Annotated in this window: 30 protein-coding genes and 1 tRNA gene; 27 read left to right on the forward strand and 4 right to left on the reverse strand. The window is 40.2% G+C overall.

All coding sequences use genetic code 11. The annotated features are described in order from the left end of the window. Positions 1 to 73 precede the first annotated feature (73 nt). Positions 74 to 577: a hypothetical protein gene (locus NXG61_RS08355; protein WP_307222408.1), complete on the forward strand. Its 504-nt coding sequence runs from the start codon at positions 74 to 76 to the stop codon at positions 575 to 577. Between the two features lie 221 nt (positions 578 to 798). Continuing rightward, positions 799 to 875, forward strand: a tRNA-Arg gene (locus tag NXG61_RS08360). 88 nt (positions 876 to 963) lie between these two features. On the opposite strand, the gene NXG61_RS08365 is transcribed toward NXG61_RS08360, so the two are convergent. From NXG61_RS08365 to NXG61_RS08375, 3 genes are all read right to left on the reverse strand, one after another. Continuing rightward, the gene (locus NXG61_RS08365) at positions 964 to 2,073 is read right to left on the reverse strand and encodes a tyrosine-type recombinase/integrase (protein WP_307222406.1); all 1,110 of its coding nucleotides are present in this window, start codon (positions 2,071 to 2,073) and stop codon (positions 964 to 966) included. Between the two features lie 124 nt (positions 2,074 to 2,197). Then, entirely contained in the window at positions 2,198 to 2,620 is a 423-nt protein-coding gene (locus NXG61_RS08370; RefSeq protein ID WP_307222404.1) for an ImmA/IrrE family metallo-endopeptidase, read from the reverse strand. 4 nt (positions 2,621 to 2,624) lie between these two features. After that, positions 2,625 to 3,092: a helix-turn-helix domain-containing protein gene (locus NXG61_RS08375; protein WP_307222402.1), complete on the reverse strand. Its 468-nt coding sequence runs from the start codon at positions 3,090 to 3,092 to the stop codon at positions 2,625 to 2,627. Positions 3,093 to 3,278: 186 nt separating this feature from the next. Between NXG61_RS08375 and NXG61_RS08380 the strand changes: the two genes are divergently transcribed. The 3 genes from NXG61_RS08380 to NXG61_RS08390 all read left to right on the forward strand — a co-directional run bounded on the left by NXG61_RS08380 (position 3,279) and on the right by NXG61_RS08390 (position 4,239). Then, positions 3,279 to 3,497 (forward strand): DUF739 family protein, encoded by a 219-nt coding sequence (locus tag NXG61_RS08380; RefSeq protein ID WP_307222399.1) that lies wholly within the window; start codon positions 3,279 to 3,281, stop codon positions 3,495 to 3,497. A gap of 39 nt (positions 3,498 to 3,536) precedes the next feature. Continuing rightward, a complete protein-coding gene (locus NXG61_RS08385) occupies positions 3,537 to 3,791 on the forward strand; it encodes a hypothetical protein (protein ID WP_432748904.1) in 255 nt (84 codons plus the stop codon). A 187-nt stretch (positions 3,792 to 3,978) separates the two neighbouring features. Next, a complete protein-coding gene (locus NXG61_RS08390; RefSeq protein ID WP_307222396.1) occupies positions 3,979 to 4,239 on the forward strand; it encodes a hypothetical protein in 261 nt (86 codons plus the stop codon). Here the strand turns inward: NXG61_RS08390 and NXG61_RS08395 are convergent. Next, positions 4,211 to 4,981: a DUF4393 domain-containing protein gene (locus NXG61_RS08395; RefSeq protein ID WP_307222395.1), complete on the reverse strand. Its 771-nt coding sequence runs from the start codon at positions 4,979 to 4,981 to the stop codon at positions 4,211 to 4,213. The genes NXG61_RS08390 and NXG61_RS08395 overlap by 29 nt on opposite strands. A gap of 50 nt (positions 4,982 to 5,031) precedes the next feature. Here NXG61_RS08395 and NXG61_RS08400 point away from each other — a divergent pair, with 50 nt between their 5' ends. The 22 genes from NXG61_RS08400 (at position 5,032) to NXG61_RS08505 (ending at position 23,064) form a co-directional block, all read left to right on the forward strand. Further along, the gene (locus tag NXG61_RS08400) at positions 5,032 to 5,202 is read left to right on the forward strand and encodes a hypothetical protein (protein ID WP_307222393.1); all 171 of its coding nucleotides are present in this window, start codon (positions 5,032 to 5,034) and stop codon (positions 5,200 to 5,202) included. Between the two features lie 112 nt (positions 5,203 to 5,314). Beyond that, on the forward strand, positions 5,315 to 5,440 hold the full coding sequence (locus NXG61_RS08405; protein ID WP_307222392.1) for a hypothetical protein: 126 nt from the start codon (positions 5,315 to 5,317) through the stop codon (positions 5,438 to 5,440). Beyond that, positions 5,440 to 5,670, forward strand: coding sequence for a Lar family restriction alleviation protein (locus tag NXG61_RS08410; RefSeq protein ID WP_307222391.1), 231 nt, complete (start codon positions 5,440 to 5,442; stop codon positions 5,668 to 5,670). The genes NXG61_RS08405 and NXG61_RS08410 overlap by 1 nt, the downstream gene beginning before the upstream one ends. Before the next feature lie 218 nt (positions 5,671 to 5,888). Further along, the gene (locus tag NXG61_RS08415) at positions 5,889 to 7,178 is read left to right on the forward strand and encodes an AAA family ATPase (RefSeq protein WP_307222389.1); all 1,290 of its coding nucleotides are present in this window, start codon (positions 5,889 to 5,891) and stop codon (positions 7,176 to 7,178) included. Then, positions 7,179 to 8,381, forward strand: coding sequence for an ATP-binding protein (locus tag NXG61_RS08420; protein WP_307222386.1), 1,203 nt, complete (start codon positions 7,179 to 7,181; stop codon positions 8,379 to 8,381). 20 nt (positions 8,382 to 8,401) lie between these two features. Next, positions 8,402 to 8,998, forward strand: a complete 597-nt coding sequence (locus tag NXG61_RS08425; protein ID WP_307222384.1) for a hypothetical protein — start codon at positions 8,402 to 8,404, stop codon at positions 8,996 to 8,998. A gap of 26 nt (positions 8,999 to 9,024) precedes the next feature. Next, a complete protein-coding gene (locus NXG61_RS08430) occupies positions 9,025 to 9,516 on the forward strand; it encodes a DUF669 domain-containing protein (protein WP_307222382.1) in 492 nt (163 codons plus the stop codon). After that, positions 9,516 to 11,111, forward strand: a complete 1,596-nt coding sequence (locus tag NXG61_RS08435; RefSeq protein ID WP_307222380.1) for a DEAD/DEAH box helicase — start codon at positions 9,516 to 9,518, stop codon at positions 11,109 to 11,111. The genes NXG61_RS08430 and NXG61_RS08435 overlap by 1 nt, the downstream gene beginning before the upstream one ends. Further along, positions 11,104 to 13,359 (forward strand): AAA family ATPase, encoded by a 2,256-nt coding sequence (locus NXG61_RS08440; protein WP_307222379.1) that lies wholly within the window; start codon positions 11,104 to 11,106, stop codon positions 13,357 to 13,359. Before NXG61_RS08435 ends, NXG61_RS08440 begins: the two co-directional genes overlap by 8 nt. Positions 13,360 to 13,634: 275 nt before the next feature. After that, positions 13,635 to 13,898, forward strand: coding sequence for a hypothetical protein (locus tag NXG61_RS08445; protein ID WP_307222377.1), 264 nt, complete (start codon positions 13,635 to 13,637; stop codon positions 13,896 to 13,898). Beyond that, positions 13,891 to 14,280, forward strand: a complete 390-nt coding sequence (locus tag NXG61_RS08450) for a RusA family crossover junction endodeoxyribonuclease (RefSeq protein WP_432748905.1) — start codon at positions 13,891 to 13,893, stop codon at positions 14,278 to 14,280. Before NXG61_RS08445 ends, NXG61_RS08450 begins: the two co-directional genes overlap by 8 nt. A gap of 140 nt (positions 14,281 to 14,420) precedes the next feature. Continuing rightward, the gene (locus NXG61_RS08455; protein WP_307222374.1) at positions 14,421 to 14,603 is read left to right on the forward strand and encodes a hypothetical protein; all 183 of its coding nucleotides are present in this window, start codon (positions 14,421 to 14,423) and stop codon (positions 14,601 to 14,603) included. A gap of 1 nt (position 14,604) precedes the next feature. Next, the gene (locus NXG61_RS08460) at positions 14,605 to 14,838 is read left to right on the forward strand and encodes a hypothetical protein (RefSeq protein ID WP_307222372.1); all 234 of its coding nucleotides are present in this window, start codon (positions 14,605 to 14,607) and stop codon (positions 14,836 to 14,838) included. A gap of 9 nt (positions 14,839 to 14,847) precedes the next feature. Continuing rightward, a complete protein-coding gene (locus NXG61_RS08465) occupies positions 14,848 to 15,447 on the forward strand; it encodes an HNH endonuclease (protein ID WP_307222370.1) in 600 nt (199 codons plus the stop codon). A 24-nt stretch (positions 15,448 to 15,471) separates the two neighbouring features. Continuing rightward, positions 15,472 to 15,789, forward strand: a complete 318-nt coding sequence (locus NXG61_RS08470; RefSeq protein WP_307222368.1) for a hypothetical protein — start codon at positions 15,472 to 15,474, stop codon at positions 15,787 to 15,789. Between the two features lie 165 nt (positions 15,790 to 15,954). Then, positions 15,955 to 16,821, forward strand: coding sequence for a hypothetical protein (locus NXG61_RS08475; RefSeq protein WP_307222367.1), 867 nt, complete (start codon positions 15,955 to 15,957; stop codon positions 16,819 to 16,821). Between the two features lie 6 nt (positions 16,822 to 16,827). Beyond that, entirely contained in the window at positions 16,828 to 17,466 is a 639-nt protein-coding gene (locus NXG61_RS08480; protein ID WP_432748906.1) for a hypothetical protein, read from the forward strand. A gap of 62 nt (positions 17,467 to 17,528) precedes the next feature. Next, positions 17,529 to 18,284: a phage terminase small subunit gene (gene terS / locus NXG61_RS08485; protein ID WP_307222364.1), complete on the forward strand. Its 756-nt coding sequence runs from the start codon at positions 17,529 to 17,531 to the stop codon at positions 18,282 to 18,284. Positions 18,285 to 18,286: 2 nt separating this feature from the next. Then, positions 18,287 to 19,543: a PBSX family phage terminase large subunit gene (locus NXG61_RS08490; RefSeq protein ID WP_307222362.1), complete on the forward strand. Its 1,257-nt coding sequence runs from the start codon at positions 18,287 to 18,289 to the stop codon at positions 19,541 to 19,543. Next, positions 19,540 to 20,997 carry a phage portal protein gene (locus NXG61_RS08495; RefSeq protein WP_307222360.1) on the forward strand — a complete coding sequence of 486 codons (1,458 nt, stop codon included), beginning with the start codon at positions 19,540 to 19,542 and terminating at the stop codon, positions 20,995 to 20,997. Before NXG61_RS08490 ends, NXG61_RS08495 begins: the two co-directional genes overlap by 4 nt. Next, positions 20,933 to 21,802 carry a phage minor head protein gene (locus NXG61_RS08500; RefSeq protein ID WP_307222358.1) on the forward strand — a complete coding sequence of 290 codons (870 nt, stop codon included), beginning with the start codon at positions 20,933 to 20,935 and terminating at the stop codon, positions 21,800 to 21,802. Before NXG61_RS08495 ends, NXG61_RS08500 begins: the two co-directional genes overlap by 65 nt. 17 nt (positions 21,803 to 21,819) lie before the next feature. Then, positions 21,820 to 23,064, forward strand: coding sequence for a DUF2213 domain-containing protein (locus NXG61_RS08505; protein ID WP_307222356.1), 1,245 nt, complete (start codon positions 21,820 to 21,822; stop codon positions 23,062 to 23,064). The last annotated feature ends 1 nt before the right edge of the window (position 23,065 follow it).

Raw genomic sequence — 23,065 nt, forward strand, 5'->3', positions numbered from 1 at the left:
TATTTTTGGTGGTATAATTAAGCCAAAATATTCATATTATTTTAATCTATTTAATTTGAGGAGTGTGAGTTGAATGAAAAGAGTCATGTTTTCTACTGTTTTGCTGATGTTTGCGTTTACTGTTATTGGTTTTGCTTCACCTGCTTGGCAATGGGTCACTTCAGATCAGACAGCAAGTTATTTCTTTGATAAAAATAGTATCGGTTATAAAACGAGTGCAGATAAGAATATTGTTATTGTAAATGTAAAGGAAAAGTATAGTAAGGAAGGCAGCGAAAAAGTTATCAATGAGGCAAGAGCGGAAGGCTTTAGCGTTCCTGCTGTGGATGCTGCAGCTTCCGTTGAATATTCTACTAATAAAATTGAGCTTGATCTGGCACAGAATAAAGTAAAGACATTATCAAGTATTTTATATGATAAAGAAGGCAGAGTTGTTTTTAAAATTACCGATTTTGGCAAAGCTGCAAACATTGATGTAAAATCTGATAGCTTTGAAGAAAAATTAATTAATGGCATAAGAGCATATACGATTCTCAACAAAGTGGATGTTTATAATAATTCAAACGATATAAACTAAAAACATTGTGTGTATGAGCGTTTGCTATGACGGCCTATTATGCACTGGTCATGCCGGCAGAGAGAACTTATTAGCGGAACTCAGTCTTCTAATTGAAAATAAATGGACTCAATCATTGCAAGGTCAGTGATTGAGCTCATTTTATTTTTTTAATTATTACAAGCTTAATTTGACAAAAAAATTTTTTGTAGTATAATACTATCTGTTGCTAATATAGTTATGCGCCAATAGCTCAGTTGGATAGAGCAACGGCCTTCTAAGCCGTGTGTCGCAGGTTCGAATCCTGCTTGGCGCACCAGTAAACACAATGGTTATAGCGTTGGGAGCAACGCAAACCGTATATCATAGGGAGCAGCAGGGGAGCAATAGCAACTCTGCTGCTCCTTTTATTTGGGTACAGAATATAACAACTTTACCTTATCCGAAATCTTCTTATCATAGTTTGGAATTGCATGACCATATAGTTCCAATGTATGCGAAACCCGTGCATGCCCAAGACGCCGAGATACCTCTATAATTGGAACGCCTTCAGCCAGAAGCTGCGTGGCGTGGGTATGACGCAAAACGTGAAAATTCCTATACGGTATACCTGCAGCTGTTATAATTGATTTCCATACCCGCTCTGCATTATGTGGGGCAATAGGAGTATTATTCCTGGTCACAAAACATAGCTGTTCCTGTTTTATATTTATTGCAGGAACAGCTTTTTTTAGTTTTCTAAGCTCCGCAATAACATCTTCCGTGATACTTATTTTCCTTATACCAGCTTTAGTTTTCGGTGTTTCCAAAAATAATCCGATCTCCCGTGAATCCTGCAACGACTTCCGGATATAAACTTCAGATGTGGAAAACAGTACATCACACCACCTAAGCCCCAGTATTTCGCCGATCCGCATACCAGTTGTGGCGCCCAAAAGAATAATAGGATAATATTTAGATAACCTTTTATTACTAAAACATGTTTGCAAAATTATTTCTATTTCTTCCGGAGAAAATATTTCTATTTCCTTTTTTTCAAACGTAGGCGACACAACTGCAAGCATTATATTTTTAAGGACCATGTCTAGTATATGCGCTTTTGTATATAATTCTTTTAATATTTTATGGACTTTATTTACTGTGCAGGCTGATAAAGGCAGCTCTTTATATAATTGCTGCACCTGTGCAGGCTGCAGCTCCTGCAATTTTATATCCGCAATTGATGCAAGATGGGCGATAAGCTGTTTATATCTTTCATATGTCCTTTGTTTCACTGCTCCTTTCTTATATGTTGTTAGCCACGTAAGCGCCCATGCTCCGACAGTTATATTCGTTGGTTCCACAAATACACCGCGATTTATATCCGTGAGCTGAGCATTTTTCCATGTAGTGGCTTCAGTCTTTGTGATAAAACTTTTCTTTTTACGCTGTCCTGCTGGCGTAGTTATCGCCGCATAGTAACGTTTTTTACTCTTATCATAATAGACAGAGCCTGTACCATTTCCATTTTTAGACATAAATAAAGCCTCCTATTCAATTGAAATAGAGGCTGATTACTGATATAATTTATACGTTAATTGAGTTGAGTAATCAGCCATAAGCCGTTCGGTGTTTGCAGCACTGGGCGGCTTTTTCTATTATTTAGTGTGATTTCAGATCTATTAAATTTTTGGGAATCCCATGCATTTCCGCTAACTGATATAATCCAAAATCGCTATTTTCTTTTAAATATTTGTCAGGAAGTATCATCTCTACTGCAAAAGTATGAGCTTGCCGCTCTATTTTTGCAGTAGAGAAAAAAGAATGATACCTTAAAAAATTAGTAGAAACACCTTTGTGTAATACAGCATGCCCAAGTTCATGAGCACAGACAAAGGTTCTCATTTCTTGTTCTAGTTTTTCGTTAATATGAATAACGTCAAATCTCGAATCATATAAATGGTGTCCTAAAGTGTTACCCAAAGGAGCAAACATTACAATTATTTTTAGTTCTCTAGCTATTAAAAAAGGATTATTAGTGCCACATTTATCTATTAACTTCACAACCTCATCCTTGATGTTCATGAAATCACTCCTTACGATACTTTTTAGGAGTAAACTTTTGTTTAGCTAACTGCTTTGTCAGGCGCAGCGTATTTTCTAAAGATATACGTAAGAGTTCTTTATCTTCGTCACTGATAGGTTCCTCGTCATTATAATAAGCAACCCCTGCAGCTGGATCAAGATCATCAAGCAGAGCTTTCAATTTTTTCTGTATTTGTCGCTCATCTTTTTTGGTGAGGTCGGGGAGATTATTATGAAGATCATTTTGATAAGTTTCGCGTTCCATCGGAACATCGTACCCCATCAGCCAACCCTCATTTATATCTAATACTTGGGCTATTAAATATATTTTATCTTGTTTAGGAACAATTTTACCGGACAAATACTGACTAATAGCAGATTTACCTATATGTGTTCTTTCTGATAGCTCGATCTGTTTCATATTGCGAAGAGACAACGCCTGTTTCAGTCGATTCGCAGTTAAATTTTCCATGATAGCACCCTTTCAATAATCTCTTTTCCATAGTTGTTATTTTATTATATTTTGAATAAAAGTTCAAGACTTTAAACTAAAAAGTTTATTTTATTGAATTTATTTATTGACAATCATTTTTTTGCATGTTATCATTTGCTTAGTTCAATAAATTGAACTTAATACTGGGTAGGGGGGAGTGAATAAATGTCTTTTGATTATTCAAAACTAAGAGGGAGAATTGTTGAAAAGTATGGTACGCAAGGTGCATTTGCTAGAGCCCTAGGCGTATCAGAACGAACTGTATCTCTGAAATTAAATAATAGGATTTTTTTCAGTCAAGATGAAATCAACAGATCGCTTTTTCTTTTAGGCATAAATGTGAATGATGTAACTGCATATTTTTTTAATGAAAAAGTTCAATAAATTGAACTAAATGCTGATTAAATGAAAGAAGATGATAATATGCAAAAAGCTATAAGCGCATTAAAATATGCAGAACATTGCGGACTGCCATACCCGATGGTAAAGCAGTATTGCATAGAAGGAATTATCCCGTGTTTCAAACGTAGCGTAAGATATTATATTCGTCCCGATATCGCGGATGAAGCGCTTGCCAAATATGAAACGCAAAAGTTGGAACCTAAGCCCGAAAAAGAAATACAGGTATTAAAGCAACCAAAAGATTTTAATTTTTTCGAAGCACTTAAAAATGCATAAGGGAGATGGTTGTCATGATCCCGTATTGCTGGAGATGTGGACGGATATTGAAACCTCCGAATATACAGAGGTTGGTGCTGTGGAGTGGGCAGTCAGTTATGGTCTGCGCTGACGACCGGAGCTGCCCAGCAGTCGTAAATGGCAGCCGGCGAAAATTAAGAGAGCTGCAGCGGAGGGAAGTGAAGGGATGGATGAGAATAAAAAATCTCTGGAAGCAGTTGAAATAACTTCCAGAGATTGTAAAAGCGAGGATAATATCGAAATTTACCTTGCGGGAAGAAATATACGTCTGGTGGATGTCACTCGCAGATTAGACGCAATTAATACTTCCAATTTCACACAGCAGCCTGTTGATGTGCAGTTGTCGGAATTAAAAAAGATTATCAGTGATTTAGGCCTTTGTGTTAGAGCACTACTTATTAGTCAGTTCCCAAACAAACCTGTCTAAAGCAAAAACCTAATTCGGTAATGTTTCCGGGTTGAGTGATTATTTCAATAGCTTTATCTCCATATTTTTTGCAAATTGATTGATAGTGTTGAGTGCGCTTAAATCGTTCTATAGCCGGGGGATAGCTAGAGTTTTGCTTAATAGGACCTAAATTATTTGTAGTGTAAATTAGACCTACCCGTTCCAAATTACTCATAGCCACAGCAACTGCCTGATCTACTTCGGGATAGGTATCATTTAAATAGATACATTGAATCAGATCTCCAGAACGTTCGTTTTTTATGATTCGTGTGTATAAAAAAAATGGGCTATGAAGTGTGGAAAATAGTTTAGCGTCCAATGGCGATAATTGTTTTATGATTTCAATGTACGAAGGATGCAAGATCGCATTTTTATTTGCGTCAAAGGATCCGGCAATCACTTTTGCAAACATGTCTCGAAGTTCTTTTTCGTCAATGTAGTATTTCGAGGCTTCTAGGGCAGGTCCTAATATTCCAATTGCCGGTTCTTGTAAGTTTTGAGGGGCAATCTTTTCTGTCTCAATTTGGATAGCTTTTAAGTAATCGGTTATGTTTTGCTGCCGCTTTCCATTGTGTTTAATGAGAAATGAATTTAAAGGGCCAAAAACAAATTTCCAAGTTTCATTAAATGTTTGGGCAGGGGCGTCCGTACCTTTAGATGTTAATGAGGTGATTAAAGCTGTTAAAGCGGCAGTACTAATAGTGGATAAACTAGTGTCCAAAATAATCATCTCCTCCGATTAATTATAACACAAAAAAAGAAAGTGAAAAAATGCAAGATTTTGTGATTGGTTTTGTCTCTGGGGCCTGTATCGGGGCAGCAGTCGTGCTCTGGATCTGGGCGTTCTGCGGCAAAGCAAACGCGCAGATAAACGCGGATATTATCAAGCATAGCGGCGAGAATATGGTGTACCGCTACAACGACAAGGGGGAAGACAAATGAAACGAATAGGATACAGCAAACCAATCAAGGCCGGAGAGCTGCGGGAATTGCTTAAAAAGAACCTGCCATCTACGGTGTTAAAGCTTATATTAATGAAAAAGTTGGTGCGAACATGATTACGAAAACTGCAGCAAAAACAAAGAAAATCATGAGTCGCCGCATCGTGGGATGGGTTGATGTGTTATTTATAATCTGCATGCTGATTGCGGCAGTGATCATGATGGGGGTGAGCAGATAATGGAAAAGCTTAAACTTTGCCCGTTCTGCGGTGGGAAGGCAAAAAAATGTAGACATCGCAGATCTTTTAGCAACGATAAAGAGTTTTACTACAATATTGAATGCACAAACCTAAAGTGCGGAATAATAATGCCAACATATTTAAATGTGCATGATGCCATAAAAGCCTGGAACCGGAGAATAGACAATAAAAAAGCCGCTCAGGACGGCAATCCTGAAACGGCAGTGTAAAAACATCAATTTATAGGTATTGTATCATGAAAAACAAAATTTTGAAAGACTATAGGCCCGTGAAAATGTCACGAGCGCTTAAATCCGAGCGGCAGCAGCTTGTCATTAAATCATTTTTGCTCACTCTTACAAGATTTCCGGAGCTGCCGGTCGGCCGGATAATGTATTTTTATCGCAAGGCAAGAGTGAGTAACAATTTTTAACGAAGGGGAAAATTCATGATAAAAATAAACAATCTTGAGATAGAAAATGTAAAACGCGTCAAAGCAGTACGCATCATGCCGACAACTTCCGGACTGACCGTAATTGGCGGGAAAAACGGCCAGGGCAAAACTTCTGTTTTAGATGCGATTGCCTGGGCACTCGGCGGCAATAAGTTTCAGCCGTCACAGCCCCAGCGAACCGACTCGACCATTCCGCCAAAAATTCATATTGAACTTTCCAATGGCTTGGTCGCTGAACGGGCAGGGAAAAACAGCTCACTAAAAGTCATTGATCCAAGTGGCAATAAAGTTGGCCAGAAACTTTTAGACAGCTTTATCGATCAGCTGGCCTTGAATCTACCCAAATTTATGGAAGCATCTTCCGCGGAAAAGGGAAAAACACTGCTGCAGATTATCGGTGTAGGAGATAAGCTCGCCAAGTTTGACCTGCAGGAACAGCAGCTGTTCAATCGCCGCACCGAAATAGGCCGCATTGCCGATCAGAAGAAAAAATATGCCAAGGAAATGACCTTTTATGAGGGTGTGCCAAAAGAACCTGTCAGCGCATCCGAACTTATTAGGCAGCAGCAGGAAATTCTTGCCCGCAATGGGGAAAATGCCAGAAAACGGGCAAATCTATCACATTATGCTGAAAAAGCAAATTCACTTCATGCGCAGATTGAAGAACTGCAGCGACAGTATGATGAAGCACAAAACAACCTAGAAATCGCACAAAAATCCGCGCTTGATCTGCATAACGAAAGCACCGAGGAACTTGAAAAGAATATTACTGAAATCGACACGCTAAATTTGAAAATACGGACCAATCTTGATCGTGAAAAAGCAGAAATTGACGCCGAAGGATATGCTAAGCAGTATGAAGATTTGACAAAAGAAATTGAAACCGTGCGGCAGGATCGCACAAATCTGCTTGATAAAGCTGATCTGCCGCTGCCGGAGCTTACAGTCCAAAGTGGCAATCTTATATATAAGAATCAGCAGTGGGACTGCATGAGCGCGTCCGAACAGCTTAAAGTCGCCACGGCTATTGTCAGAAAGCTTAATCCGGAATGCGGCTTTGTGCTTATGGATAAGCTTGAGCAGATGGATTCAGACACATTGCAGGAATTTGGCGCATGGCTTGAACAGGAAGGCCTGCAGGCTATAGCGACAAGAGTCAGCACCTCGGCAAATGAATGCTCAATTATCATTGAAGACGGCTATGTTAAAGGTGAGGATATGCCGCTGTCCGCTGCTCCAGAGACAAAGTCAGAAAAAAAGACATGGAAGGCAGGTAGCTTTTAAATGCAGATAATACAAGGACTAGTTTTTAAAGCGCAAAAGATCGTAATTTATGGTCCGGAGGGTATAGGGAAAAGTACCTTTGCCAGCCAGTTCCCCGATCCGCTTTTTATCGATACTGAAGGCAGTACAAATTTAATGGATGTTAAACGCGTACAAAAACCATCAAGCTGGACCATGATGCTGCAGCAGATTAATGAAATAAAAAACACACCGGGCATTTGCAAAACACTTGTCATTGATACAATCGACTGGGCCGAACAGCTCTGTGTAAATCATGTATGTGATACCAAGCATGTGACCGGTATTGAGGATTTTGGTTATGGAAAAGGTTATATATTCGTCAAAGAAGAATTCGGACGCCTTTTGAATATGCTTATCGATGTTACTGACGCGGGCATAAACGTTGTGCTTACGGCGCACTCAACGATAAGAAAATTTGAGCTGCCCAACGAATGCGGCAGCTTTGACCGGTACGAACTGAAACTTGGCAATAAAACCGGATCGCAGGTTTCCGCACTCGTGAAGGAATGGGCCGATATGGTCTTATTTGCCAATTATAAACAGCTTGTAGTTGAGGTAAATAAAAAGAAAAAAGCACAAGGCGGTACCCGGGTAATTTATACGCAGCATCATCCTTGCTGGGATGCAAAGAACAGGCACAGTCTAAAAGAAGAGCTGCCGTTTGAATATCTTTCTATAGCGCACTGCATACCAAATGATGATTCAATGACAAAAAATGAGCCGAAAAATATGCCAGAAAGTATGCCAATAAAGAATAATTCTCTGGTTATACCGATTGCTGATCATGATATGTACATGTATCATGCGGAATCTGATAGCTACTGGATGATTAAAAAAGGCGAAAAATTCCCGACTGATCAGGATGCAGAAATGTCTGCTGAACTTGATAAAGTAGAATGGGAAAAAGGCAAATCAGGAAAAGAAGCTGCCGAAAAATCGGCACCTGTCATTCCTGCGGGTAAGCCTGCAGACGACTTAACGGGGGTACCGCCGAAACTGGCCGATCTGATGCGAATAAATCAAGTTACTATTGATGAGATACAGCAGGTTGTGGCTGAGAAAGGCTACTATCCGCGGGGGACGCCAATTAAAAATTATGATAAAGATTTTATTGACGGCTGCCTTGTCGGAGCATGGGATCAGGTATTCGGCATGATAGAGCAAAGCAGAATACCGTTTTAAGAAGGGAGAAATGAAGATATATGTTGACAGTTTTTATGAAACATGCTAAAAATTTTGTTTCAAAAGACTTAAGCCGGCCAATATTTAACAGCATCATGTTCGATGGTGAATATGCTATAGCAACAAATACACATATATGTGTTGCAGTGCCGTTCAAAAGTGAAAAAAGAATTATAAATTATAAGACCGGTATTGATATAGAAGGGGAAATACCAGACTATAAAAGCTGCATACCAACCAAAATAGAATATACGGCCAGAATTAATAAGATTGATTTACCAACTTTTATCAAACCGTTGAAAATCATAAAGGCAATGTATCAAACATGGCAGCATGATGTTATAGAATTCACGGCCCATGGCATTACAGCACATCCCAAAATCGATTATGACGGCGTATATACAGCATGTTTTGATAATATTGAAGGACAGTTTTCTGCAGGAATGTCACTGTCTAGTAAATATTTACTAGATATATTATCATTTTTCAATGATCTGGAAGATGCAGCGGTACAAAAAGTAGTATTGGAATTTGCCGGAAATAATAAACCATTAAAGATATCAGCAAAATGTGGCGCATTTGCCTTAATTACACCGTTAAGAAAAATAAAAGAATAATTTAAAATTTAAGGGAGACAATAAACATGGATTACTCAGGATTAGGAACAGAAATGAAAAATAGCAACGAAGTACCGTTTGAATCAGATACAGCAATGGGCTGGGACGATGAGATTGAAAAAGAGAATGATTTTATCGTTCTGCCAGCCGGTGAATATCCTTTTACAGTAACCAGCTTTGAACGGGCAAGATTTAACGGCAGCGAAAAGATGGGACCATGCAACCAGGCAAAATTAAGACTTGAAATAAAGACCGATAAAGGTACCGCGTCAATCATGCATAATCTTTTCTTGAATCGCAAGTGCGAAGGTCTTTTATGTGCATTCTTCCGCGGCATCGGCCAGAAGAAACATAATGAAAAACTAAAAATGGACTGGGGCAAGGTGATTGGCGCAACCGGCCGCGCAAAAGTCGGTGTACGGAAATATAACGACAATGATTTCAATGAAATAAAAAGTTTTATCTATCCTGATGAACAACCCACTCAGCAAAATAAATTTCAGGCCGGCAGGTTTTAATGCAGCTGCGGCCATACCAGGAAGGAGCACGTCAGGCAGTGCATCATGAGTGGGCGCAGGGAAATAATAAAACGCTGCTTGTGCTTCCGACAGGTACGGGAAAGACGATTGTCTTTGCCAAAATAACTGAAGACTGTGTCCGCAGCGGCAAACGTGTCCTGATCATGGCGCACCGCGGCGAGCTGCTGGAACAGGCCGCAGATAAAATAAAAAAAGCTACCGGGCTTACCTGCTCGGTAGAAAAGGCAGAAGCAAGCTGCCTGGGAAGCTGGTACCGGGTCATTGTCGGCTCGGTACAAACTTTAACAAGAGAAAAACGTTTAAAAAGATTCAGCCAAAATTATTTTGACGTGATTATTGTAGATGAAGCACATCACTGTATATCAGACAGTTATCAGCACGTGCTGCAGTATTTTACACAGGCAAATGTCTTAGGCGTCACGGCGACACCAGACCGCGGTGATATGCGGGATTTAGGCTCATATTTTAACAGTCTGGCTTATGAATACACACTACCAAAAGCAATTAAGGAAGGTTATCTTTGCAAAATAAAAGCGCAGACAATCCCCTTAAAACTTGACCTTACCGGCGTCGGCATGCAAAGCGGCGATTTTAAAGCGGGGGATCTGGGCACGGCGCTTGATCCATATCTTGAACAGATTGCCGGGGAAATGAGCAATTACTGCCTGAATCGTAAAACTGTGGTGTTTCTGCCGCTTATAGCCACCAGTCAGAAATTTTGCGAGCTGTTGAATGAAAATGGCTTTAAAGCTGCAGAAGTGAACGGCAACAGCACTGACAGGACTGAGATATTACAAGATTTTGACCAGGGTAAATATAACGTTTTATGCAATTCCATGCTGCTGACTGAAGGCTGGGACTGTCCAAGCGTTGACTGTGTCATTGTACTGCGGCCGACTAAAATCAGAAGTCTGTATTGTCAGATGATAGGACGCGGTACCCGATTGTTTCAGGGGAAAGAAGAACTTTTACTTCTGGATTTTCTTTGGATGACTGAGCGCCATGAGCTTTGCCGTCCGGCACACCTTATTGCCGGCAGTGAAGAAATAGCACAAAAAATGACAGAGAAAATAGAAAGTTCCCCGCTGCCGCTTGAGCTTGAGGAAGCCGAAAAACAGGCAACTGAAGATGTTATTGCGGCACGTGAGGAAGCACTGGCCAAAAGACTTGCCGAAATGAAGAAACGCAAACGCCGGCTTGTGGATCCGCTGCAGTTTGAAATGAGTATTCAGTCTGAGGATCTGTCAAACTATGTACCTGCTTTCGGCTGGGAAATGGGGCCGCCGTCTGAAAAGCAGACACAAAGCCTGGAGAAATTAGGAATATTGCCGGATGAAATAGATAATGCGGGAAAAGCTGCCAAACTGCTTGACCGGCTGGATAAAAGAAGAACAGAGGGACTGACTACTCCTAAACAAATCAGATTTCTTGAAAGCCGCGGTTTTCAGCATGTTGGGACTTGGGAGTTTAACCACGCTAAAAAATTAATTGACAGGATCGCGGGCAACGGCTGGCATGTTCCTTCAGGAATAACGCCGGGCGAATACCGACCCGGAGGTGAACTGATTGGATAAGATTGATTTGATTCCGCTTTTGGATTTTATAAATCCGGCTGCGCTGAGCTATACAGACTGGGTTAACGTCGGCATGGCCCTGAAGGAAGAAGGCTATACCGCATCAGACTGGGATCGGTGGAGTGCCCGTGACAGCTATCGGTATCATAAGGGTGAATGCTTCAAAAAATGGACAACATTTCAAGGCACAACCAATCCCGTCACCGGCGCAACAGTAGTAGAGATGGCCAAACAAGGCGGCTGGCAGCCAGTTTACGGCGGCGATGATGCGGAAATCGGCTGGGATGATACTATTGGCAGCAGCAAGGACGATAAAGTCATCATCGATAAAAACTGGCTTGAAGGCAGAGAGGTAATAGAACCTGAAAACTGGGATCCGGTCAAAGACCTTGTAACATATCTTGAAACGCTGTTCGACAGCACGGAAAATGTCGGCTATGTAACAAGTGCCTGGCAAAAGGAAGGCGAAAATAAATATCTGCCGACAAAGGGGAATTGGGATCGCACTGCCGGAGAACTTATTGAAGAGCTTAATATCTGTGATGGGGATGTTGGTGCAGTATTCGGCGATTATAAGCCGGAATGCGGGGCATGGATACGTTTCAACCCGCTTGATGGAAAAGGCTGCAAGAATGACAATGTGACGGATTTCCGCTTTGCACTTGTCGAATCTGACAGCATGGAGATAGATAAACAAAATGAAATTATCCGGACACTTGAACTTCCGTTAGCCTGCCTTGTCCATTCCGGCGGCAAGAGTCTTCACGCCATAGTCCGCATCGATGCGGCTAATTATGCAGAATATAGAAAGCGTGTCGATTATTTATACAATGTATGCCGTAAGAATGGACTTGAGATAGACCCACAAAACAGAAATCCTTCCAGATTGTCACGCATGCCGGGGATAATGCGGAACGATAAAAAACAGTGGTTAATTGATACAAATATAGGAAAATCAAGCTTTATAGACTGGCAGGAATGGATTGAAGCCGTGAACGATGATCTGCCGGATCCGGAGAGCATGGGAAATGTCTGGAATAACTTACCAGAATTAGCACCGCCACTGATAAATAATATATTACGGCAAGGGCATAAAATGCTGCTTGCAGGGCCATCCAAGGCCGGTAAATCCTTTGCCCTGATTGAATTGTGCATAGCTATAGCCGAAGGCGCCAAATGGTTTGACTGGACATGTGCTCAGGGCCGCATATTATACGTTAATCTTGAGCTTGATCGGGCAAGCTGCCTGCACAGATTTAAAGATGTATATGAAAATTTTAATCTGCAGCCGGAGCATTTAGCCAACATCGATATCTGGAACCTGCGCGGCAAGTCCGTGCCAATGGATAAGCTGGCCCCGAAGCTTATCCGCAGAGCATCAAAAAAGAATTATATAGCTATAGTTATTGACCCAATTTATAAAGTTATTACCGGCGATGAAAACAGCGCCGATCAGATGGCCAACTTTTGTAATCAGTTTGACAAAGTATGCACGGAGCTGGGCTGCGCGGTCATTTACTGCCATCACCACAGCAAGGGTTCACAAGGCGGCAAGCGCAGCATGGACCGTGCATCCGGCTCCGGCGTATTTGCCAGGGACCCCGACGCGCTGCTTGATTTAATTGAACTGGATATCACGGACGAACTTATAAAGCAGGAAGAAAATAAAGCCGTATGCGGTGCCTGTATCGCCTTTTTAACAAAACATAAGCCTGATTATACAGAAGATATCTCACAGGATGATGAATGCAGCGAAAAGGCGATGCAGGATTACTGTAAGCACAGCTTTTCGCAGGATATGTATATAGACCTTGTAAATAATTATGTATATCCGGCAAGACAAAAAGTAAAGCAGCGGACTGCATGGCGCATAGAAGGAACGCTGCGCGAGTTCCCGAAGTTCCCGCCGGTAAATCTGTGGTTTGACTACCCTGTGCATCATGTGGACGATATCGGCGCCCTGGCAGATATTGAAGCCGACAGCGAGCCGCCGGCATGGAAAAAGAACTTTAAAAAGAAGAAATCGCCTGCTGATAATAAGAATGACCGCCGAAAGTCCATAGAATCAGTGTTTGATATATGTAAATCTTTTGGTGAGATAGTCACGCTGAAAGCAATGGCAGAGTATTCAGGAGTAACCGAAAAGACGGTAAGAACCCATCTAACGGAACATGGAGGATTTACAATTGAAAGCCATGGCAAAGTTGAAAAAATGGAAAAAGTCGAGAACGTTTCGAGTTTTTCCTAAGGGTAGAATTTCGGAAAAAGTCGAGAAATTACCGATGTTTTCCCAAAGAAGAAATAGGGAAGAAAAAGTCGAGAACACTTCGAGTTTTTCCCGAACATTACAGTATATATATACTGTAATAATTATAAATATTATTATATCGCGATATATCGCGCGCCAAGGACTTATAAAAGTGTTAAAGATGACTGTTAAGTCAAAAAGAAATTTTCCCGACTGAGGTTCGGGAAAACTTTTCGACCAGTTGACTACCGCGCAAGAGAGAGGGAAAAGAAAAAATGAAAAATAAAGAAACTGAAAATAAATATTGGGAAAATGAAAAAGGTGAGATGATCGAATTCGGCAATTATTTTATGCGCTGTTATGATCAAGTTGGAAAAGTGCAATTTGGAGTTAAATATTTTAATCCCAAAACAGGTGAAAAAAAATATGCGACTAAATTTGTACTGGACAGGAAGGAACTATGTGAGAGCAAGGAGGGCCTGCCTTATCTACGTGAAACATTGAATGAATGGAAAGAATGGGCTGATAACAATGATTGAGTTCTTTGTGGCAATGCAGATACCCACTGTCACGCATCAGGAAAAGAAAATAAGCGTGAAGAATGGCAAGCCACACGTTTATGAGCCGGATGAATTAAAGGACGCCAGAGCCAAATTTGAAGCCTATTTTGCGAAGTACAGACCGGAAGATAAATTTATCGGACCAGTCAGGCTGATCACGAAGTGGATGTTTCCGGCGGGTAAGCATCAGACAGCGACCTACAAGACCACAAAGCCTGATACGGACAATATGATCAAGCTGCTTAAGGATGTCATGACAAAGCTGAATTACTGGGATGATGATGCACAGGTGGCAAGTGAAATAACAGAAAAATTCTGGAATGATGTGCAGGGAATTTATGTGCGGATTGAAAATCTGTGAAATAAAAGAACGAAGTGAGATGCTGAAATAGCATTTATTCGTTCACAGTTGCCACTAGGATTGTTTTTAACTGATTGTGAATACTTAGGCATGTGTAGGAACATAAAATAGCTTAAAATCGAAATATGGATGTTTTAACCATGATGAAAATAGAAAAGCAAAATAAAGGTATGCCGCTATGGTGTGCAAATTGCAAAAGTGAACATGATATTAAAATTATCAGTTTACAAAATGCAGAAATTGATAAAACAATAATTCCATTGTGCAAGGACTGCTGTAAACAATTGATGGAATTGTTAATGTGTGATCTGGGAGGAAAATGATATGCAAAATACACTTGGAGATTTAAATAATCATTTGTTTGCACAGCTTGAACGTTTGGGCGATGAAGACTTGAAAGGAGAAGAGCTTGCTGAAGAAATAAAAAGATCGGTAGCGGTTACAGGAATTGCAGAACAGATAATTTCCAATGGCGCATTGGTTTTGAAAGCTAAAGTTGCTTATGAAGATAATATAAGCGCTGATCCAGCAAATAGACCTAAAATGTTGGAAGGGTAAAAAATAGTGATGAATAATCAACGGTTATTAACGGATGAACAGCATAATTTTCTTGTCAATCATATAGAAGGTCGGCTGAACCAGGAACTTGCTGATTTGATAAATAAAACTTTTAATTTACAACTTACAGGGCAGCAGGTAAAGCAATACAAGAGAAATCATAAGCTGCCACCAAGTGGTGAAACCGGATGGTTTAACAAAGGTCATATTCCTGCAAATAAAGGCAAGAAATTCCCGAATATGCCGCATAATAGTGGAATGTTTGAAAAAGGTAATAAACCTTATAATTATATGCCCGTTGGTTCAGAACGTGTGAACGGTGATGGGTATGTCGATATAAAAATAGCTGATCCGAATAAGTGGAAACAAAAGCACATAATCATATGGGAAAAAGCACATAAACGTAAAAAGCCAGCTGGACATGTGATTATATTTGCAGACAAGAATTGTTTTAATTTTGACATTGATAATTTATTACTGGTACCGTGCCGTGAATTTCTAAAAATGAATCGGCAGGGCTTGATAAAAAATGATACGGAACTTACGAAAACAGGTTTGCTAATAGCTAGACTCCAAAACAAAGTACAGGATCGTAAAAAGTATAAGTAAAATCAAACACAAACGAGGTAAACAATGAGTAAAAAGGTAATCTGCGCAGTATGCCTGCTGCGGGGTGAACTAAACGAAATGAGATATATACACACTGCCGGTTATTTCCGGTGCCCTGTATGCAAGACAGAAACATGGCCAAATCCTGATGAGCCGGCGCCAGATGAGCTGGAACAGTTCATGACAGAGATGGCTAAGACACATTACTCTACGGATGCGCTGCCAGCTGGTGAAGCGCTTAAAGGTAGATCGGGTAGCAGCAACATGGGCAAGAATGCGGACGGTGGAAAGAAGAAGAAAACACCGCAACAATTATATAATCAATTGTTTAAAGAGACTTGACTAAATTTGACAGGTAGGATATACTACAGATAATCGTTTAGTGTATCCAAATACAAATTCAGGTCGTCTGAGAAATCAGGCGGCTTATTTTTATGCCTAATTGCAGGATAATATGTTATTTTATTGAATTTATTATTAAATTATATTTAATAAGGGTGAGAACACATGGCTAATATATATTTTGCAAAGGTTAACATAAACTCTGATGTTTATGAGATTTATAAAAATAAAGAAAAAGCTGATATAATCCTAAAAAATTTATTTAATAATATTGATCAAGATAAAAGAATAAAAATAGATAAAAAAACTTGGATAAAGTTTATAAATATTGATAAGGATTATAAAAATCACCAATTTGTAGTAGGACGTTTGGTTAAGGTTTTTGATGCTGATATCGGAATATACAATGAATTGGAAGATGATGTTAAACCGTTATCACAAAAAGATTTAGCAAAATCCGTAGCGTTTTATTTTGATTTGAGCACTGAGCTTGTTGCGTTTACTACAGCTCAATTTTTGAGTAGAGCTAAATTTATTGAGTACTTTAGCAAATTAATAAATTCCTATGAAAAAGACATCACCTTTGAAGTTTTTTTGAAAAAAAATATTAATAAATTAAACGAGGAAATAAAACAATTAGAAAAAGTTTCTGAGGTAGAAATAGTAGTAATTCCACCGAACGGAAATGATGATGAATTTAAAGATTTATTCGCTCAAAACTCAGAAGAAGTAATGGAAACAAAAGCAACAAAGATTAAACAATCATACTCATCATCAGCTAGGGGTGAGGGTATGAATATGGAGTCAAAATTTTTCCAGAGAATCATCTTAGGTATATCAAAAGGATTTGGGTATATAAATGTTACAGGGAAAAATAAAGAGGGAGAAAAGCGAATCATTACAAGTGAAGAAGCCGCTCCGCAAAAAGAATATATTCCAGACTATCAAAAAAATTCGTTACCCGCAATAAAAGAGGTTGGAAGAGCATCTATTGTGAAAATATTAATCAATGAAAGAGTAACAAAAGGATGATTTTTTATGTACTCTATATCGTATTTTTGTCGTAAAAATAGTTTTTATTCTATGCTATGTATAACAAAAAAGTATAAAGAATTATATAAAAGCAAAGAATCAAAACTAACTTTTATATTAGCAATGGCTTCGATAATAATTTTATATTTATTATATGATGAAATTTTCAGTTTACAGATGACTGATGTAATAAAAAATATATTTCTTATGCTGGTTCCAGGTCTGATAGGATTATTGGGGTTTTTAGTTGCCGGACTTGCAATGATGGCATCCATTATAACTAAAGAAGCAATACTTAAGATAGATGAAAAGAAAAAATCTAAAAGTTTAGTGGGCATATTATTTTCATTTTATTTTGAAGGCTTTATTGTTGGACTAAATATAGTTTTAATGATTTTATCTTATATTTTAGTTTCTTTTCCACAAAAAATAAATTTTTATATTTTTATGATATTGGCATTTTTAATATCGTATATATTTTGGTTTTCAATAATATACGCAATAACGTTATTGGGAACGTGTATAAATTTCTTTTTTGTAAATGTGTATTATAATGATTCAATACTTAAACAAAATAATAAAAAGTCAATACTAACGCAGATTACCATGGCAAATAGGAATAAGAAAAATTCCAAATACAAGTAATACCAAGCACTCCTTCGGGGTGCTTTTTTCATGCCCAATTTTAATAGGAGGTGGTGTTATATGTGACCGAACAGCAGGAACAGGCTTACAAAGATTATCAGGCAGGGATGAAGTACAAAGATATTGCCGCTAAATATAATGTCAGTATCAATACAGTGAACTCATGGAAGAAACGTCATGGCTGGTCAAAAAATGGTGCACCTAAAAGTAGTGCACCTAAAACGAAAAATGGTGCACCATCTGCAAAAAGTAGTGCACTGTTTGGCAACAAAAACGCTGTCGGTCATGGCGCGCCTCTCGGCAATAAAAATGCAGCTGGCAATCGCGGCGGCCATGCGCCACCAGGCAATCATAACGCGCTTCGGCATGGCTTATATGCTAAGTACCTTACTGAAGACACAATGCAGATTATGGATGCAATCGAAAATACGGGCATTTCAGATATTGACCTGTTATGGGATAGTATTTTGTTCAAATATTCTCAAATTCTCCGCTCTCAAAAAATAATGAACGTGAAGGATCAGGAAGATATCGTTAAGCACGTGAAATCTGAAAGCGATACGTCTACAACATACGAGTTTCAATTTCCATGGGATCGCCAAGCTTCATATATGCATGCATTATCAGCTTCAATGCGGACACTTACAACGATGATTAAAGAATATGAGGATCTATGCAGATCCAGTTTAGTAACTGAGGAACAACAGCTGCGGATCGAAAAGTTGAAGGGCGATATAAATACAGGAAATGGCAGCGAGCAGCAGTCGGCAGCAATGAACAGTTTAATAAATACGCTGCGGGCCGCACGAGGTGATTAAAAATGGAATTTAAGGAATGGGGACAAAAAATCCTTGATTTTATTTTTAATCCTATCGAAAAAGATGCCTTTATAAATATTCTCGAAGGTTCAGTTCGATCCGGCAAGACGGTCGGCATGATTCCCAAATGGATTGATTATATCATGTCAGGGCCGCCTGGCCTTTTGATTATGACCGGTGTATCAAAAGATACGATCTATGATAATGTTCTTGATGATCTTTTTGATACGCTGGGCGAAGATTCGTATACGTATAATAAGCAATCCGGAGATTTGATAGTTACCTGGTATGATGACGATAGCAATCGGCATAAACGCCGAATAAAGGTAATTGGTGCGAAAGATGAGGGATCTGAAAAATATCTGCGTGGTAAAACGCTTGCCGGAGCTTATTGCGATGAAATATCGCTGATGCCAGAAAAGTTTTTCAAACAGCTGCTTAATCGTCTCAGCGTTCGTGGTGCAAAGCTTTACGGCACGACTAATCCGGATTCACCATTTCATTATCTTTATACCGAGTACATAACGGATGAAGCAAAACTAAAATCTGGTATGGTCAAGGTATATCATTTCGAACTTGATGATAATCCGAATCTGCCAGAAGACTATAAAGAAAATATCCGTGCTGCGTATAAAGGCATGTGGTATAAGCGCATGATTCTCGGCCTCTGGGTAATTGCTGAAGGCATTATTTATGATATGTTTTCAGATGATCTGCTTTTTGATGATGCGGATAATCTATTTACCCTGACTAAAAAATCCGAATGCCGGCGTTATATTGCGTGCGATTATGGCACGACAAACCCAATGGTTTTTCTCGACATCTACGATGACGGGGAGACCATTTTTGTTGTTAATGAATATTACTATGATAGCAAAAAAGAACAGGAGCAAAAAAGTGATGAACAGTATGCAGATGACTTTAAAGCGTTTGTTGGTGAAGAGTATCCTGATTTTGTCGTTATTGATCCGTCAGCTGCGAGTTTCAAAGTAGTTCTTCGTGGACGCGGTTTTCGTATAAAGGATGCAGATAACAGCGTCAATGACGGTATTCGTAATGTTGCTATGCTTATGAGTCTAAGAAAACTCAGAGTGCATAAGCGTTGCGCTAATTTTATCCGCGAGGGACACAGTTACGCTTGGGATGAAAAAGCGGCCCAGCATGGTGAGGAAAAGCCAATAAAAATATATGACCATGCAATGGATGCCATACGCTATTTTGTAAAAACTATATTACCCAAATGGAGGTTCCAGCAGTGAGAAAAAGACGAATTAAGACGAGAGCAGAGCCGGTAAAAACAAAAGACGCCTTTCAGAACTCTATGACGCGATCAGGCGTATTTATGCCTAATCCGCTTGAAGCCACGGATTACCCGCTTACACGGTTTACACGGGACTGGCAGACCATTAATTCCCTGTACCGTTCCCACTGGGTGATACGTCGTATTATCGATGTTATGCCAGAAGATATGTTAAAAAATGGCTATAAGATATTAAGTCAGCTGCAGCCGGATCAGCTAAAGAAAATAACGCGGGCTGATAGACGTACACAGACTACAGTAAAAATTCTCGAAGGTCTAAAGTGGGGACGCTTATACGGTGGAGCGGGCGCGCTGATTATGATCGAAGGCCAGGAGGATATGCTCGACAAACCTCTTGAGTATGACCAGATTATGCCGGGCAGCTATAAAGGACTACTAGTATTAGATCGCTGGTCAGGCATCAATACAATGAACAAATTGGTAACAGATATTTCTGATCCTGAATTTGGATTGCCTGAATACTATACAATATCATCGGATAACCTTGAACGTGGAATAACAGTACATCATAGTCGAATACTGCGTTTTATGGGCCGTAATTTGCCGTATCTTGAAAGACTGGCCGAAACGTATTGGGGCGCATCTGAAATAGAGCATGTTTTTGACGAACTGCGTAAGCGGGATAACGTTTCGTGGAATATCGTAATGCTTACTTTCATGGCCAATATGCGTGTAATGAGTATGGAGGGCATGGAACAGCTGCTTGCAACTGGCAACGAAAAAGTACAGCAGGATTTATATAATACTATTCAAGCTATGAATGCGATGATGAATAATAATGCTGTTCAGATTTTAGGGCCCAATGATAAATATGAGACGCACCAGTATACCTTTGGCGGTATCGGAGAAGTGTACGATAGATTCATGATGGACTTAGCAGGAGCGGCTGAAACCCCGGTCACAAAGCTATTCGGACGGTCGCCTGCGGGGATGAATGCGACTGGTGAATCAGACATGCAGAATTACTACGATACCATCGAAGAAAAGCAGGAAAGCGATGTACGTCCGGTATATGATAAGATTTTGCCGATTATAATGATTTCCGAGCTTGGTGGCATTCCAGATGATTTTGATTACGAATTTAATCCGGTCCGCAGGCCCAAGGACGACGAAATGTCAGAATTGGCGTCAAAAAATACGGACAGTGTAACTAAAGCTTTCCAAGCGGGGCTCATATCACAGAAAATTGCATTGAAGGAATTGCGGCAGCAGTCAGAAACGACAGGAATGTGGTCTAATATCACCGATGAAGATATCGAACAAGCTGATAATACTGTTATGCAGCCGGATGAGAGCATTTCGCTGCCGTTTGGGATAGGAAACGAAAATGGACAAAATGCTATGGGAACCGAAGCGACGAATAGAAGCGGCATTCCGAAAGAACCTGCTTAATATCGCAAGAGAAATTATTAAACAGGTTGGCAATATCACAGATACGGATGTTATCACCGAAATTTTACGGCAGATATCAAAATCACGAGAGTTTGAAAAATTCTCTGAATCAGCTGCTATGAAAATGGTAACACATCTTTTTGATGATCAAGGGCATACATGGAGACAAGCCACCGCCGCAAATGGTAAGGGCGGTTCTTTTTATGCCGCTTTACAGGCTGAATTACGTGGATATACTGGTCGGCTGCTTATGGATCAGGTGAAGCGCAATGCCGAAATAATAAAAACACTGCCACTTGATATTTCGATTGATGTCACTACCTATATATCTCAGGAAACAGCCAAAGGGCGCAGGGCTTCAGAAATTGCAAAAGAAATAAAATTAAAGTTTCCGGAGCAAACCAAAGCGCGAGCTAAACTCATAGCACGTACGGAAGTATCGAAAACACAGTCACAGCTTACTGAAAGCCGTTGCCGCATGTTTAATATCAACTGGTATGTTTGGCGGCCTGTCGGGGGCAGTAAAGGTGATGGGCGTACAAGGAAAAGTCATCGCGGTATGGCTGATGTTCTAGTTGCATGGGATGATGCACCGGCGCCGGAAGATTTATTCCCGCAGGTTTCAAAAATAACTGGCAAGAGATACAGAAACTCGCTGGGCCATTATCATGCGGGCTGCTGTCCGAACTGCCGCTGCTATGCGGAACCAGTTATAGATTTAGATTTATTTACATGGCCGATGCAGGCTTATCGCAATGGCAGTATTCAGCGCATAAACCGTAAAGCATTTGAAAAAATAATATGAAAGAAGGTGGTGCCATATTGAAAGCATTTTACGGTGACAGGATTTCTGAGCATATGACCAAAACGCCTGAAGGCTTTTTGATCTGTCATGACGTGCCTATATCGCGGACTGGGATACAACAGTATTGTCCCCGTGAATTAGGGCTTGACGGCGATGAAATGATTCCCGTTAAGCGTACAGAAGACGTTGTATTTAGTTCTGCGGCTATAGCAAGTTTTGAGGGAAAACCTGTCACTGATGACCATCCGCCAGTTGATGTAAATGCATCAAATTATAATACTTATATGCGTGGCGCGGCCCAAAATATTCATCGTGGAAACGGCGCAGATAGTGATAAACTATTTGCTGACCTAATTATCCACGACGCTAATTTAATTAGCGAAATTGAAGCAGGTAAGCGCGAAATATCTTGCGGGTATGACTGCAAGTATGCGGATAATGGGGATGGAACATATAGCCAGATTAAGATTATTGGAAATCATATTGCTGTTGTTGATGCCGGCCGTGCTGGGCACGGTGTGGCTATTAAAGATTCAAAACCTAAGGAGGAAAAAAGAAAGATGCCAAAAAATGGAAGTATTTTGCAAAGAATGTTTGCCGTTTTTGTAAAAGACGCTGATCCAACTGATATTCAGGAAGCTGCTAAAGCCGTAGATGCTGTCGAAAATGGAACCGAAGCTCCGGTAGATAAGCCGGCGGTAGACGCTGAACCACCCGCAGAAGGCAGCGATATTCAGAAACTTACCGCTGCCGTTGCTGCTCTGACTCAAAAAGTGGAGTCGATTATCGCAGCAGAAAAGAAGGAACCTGAGCACAAAGATGATGAAATATCCTCTCTTGATGCTCTTGAAAATGAGCTTGGACCTAAAAAAGAAGTTGAGATAACTGATGAACCGGACGAAAGCTCAGTTACTATCGAGCCCGAACAAATTCAGGACGAAGATCCAAGCGAAGAAGAAAAACCTGAACATGTCGCACCGGCAAACGGTGCTGCGGACAGGATGGCTGCACTTAATATGCTGAGAATCGTAAAACCGATTGTTGCGGCTATGCCGGACGGCCAGCGCCGCAAGGTGTCCGATCAGCTCAGTAAAGCTGTAAGAGACGCCATGCAGGTAAAATCCACACAGTCTTTGCCAGGTGGGTATGCAACTTTGACAACGCGCAAAAAGGCGCAGGATGCACTTACTAAGCAGGGAAATCCCCGTGAATATGGTGAAAATTGCCGTAAAAGAAATCCGCATTATAAGGAGGAGAAATAAT

It is taken from the genome of Pectinatus haikarae (genome assembly GCF_050916305.1).
In the GTDB taxonomy this organism is placed as follows: domain Bacteria; phylum Bacillota; class Negativicutes; order Selenomonadales; family Selenomonadaceae; genus Pectinatus; species Pectinatus haikarae.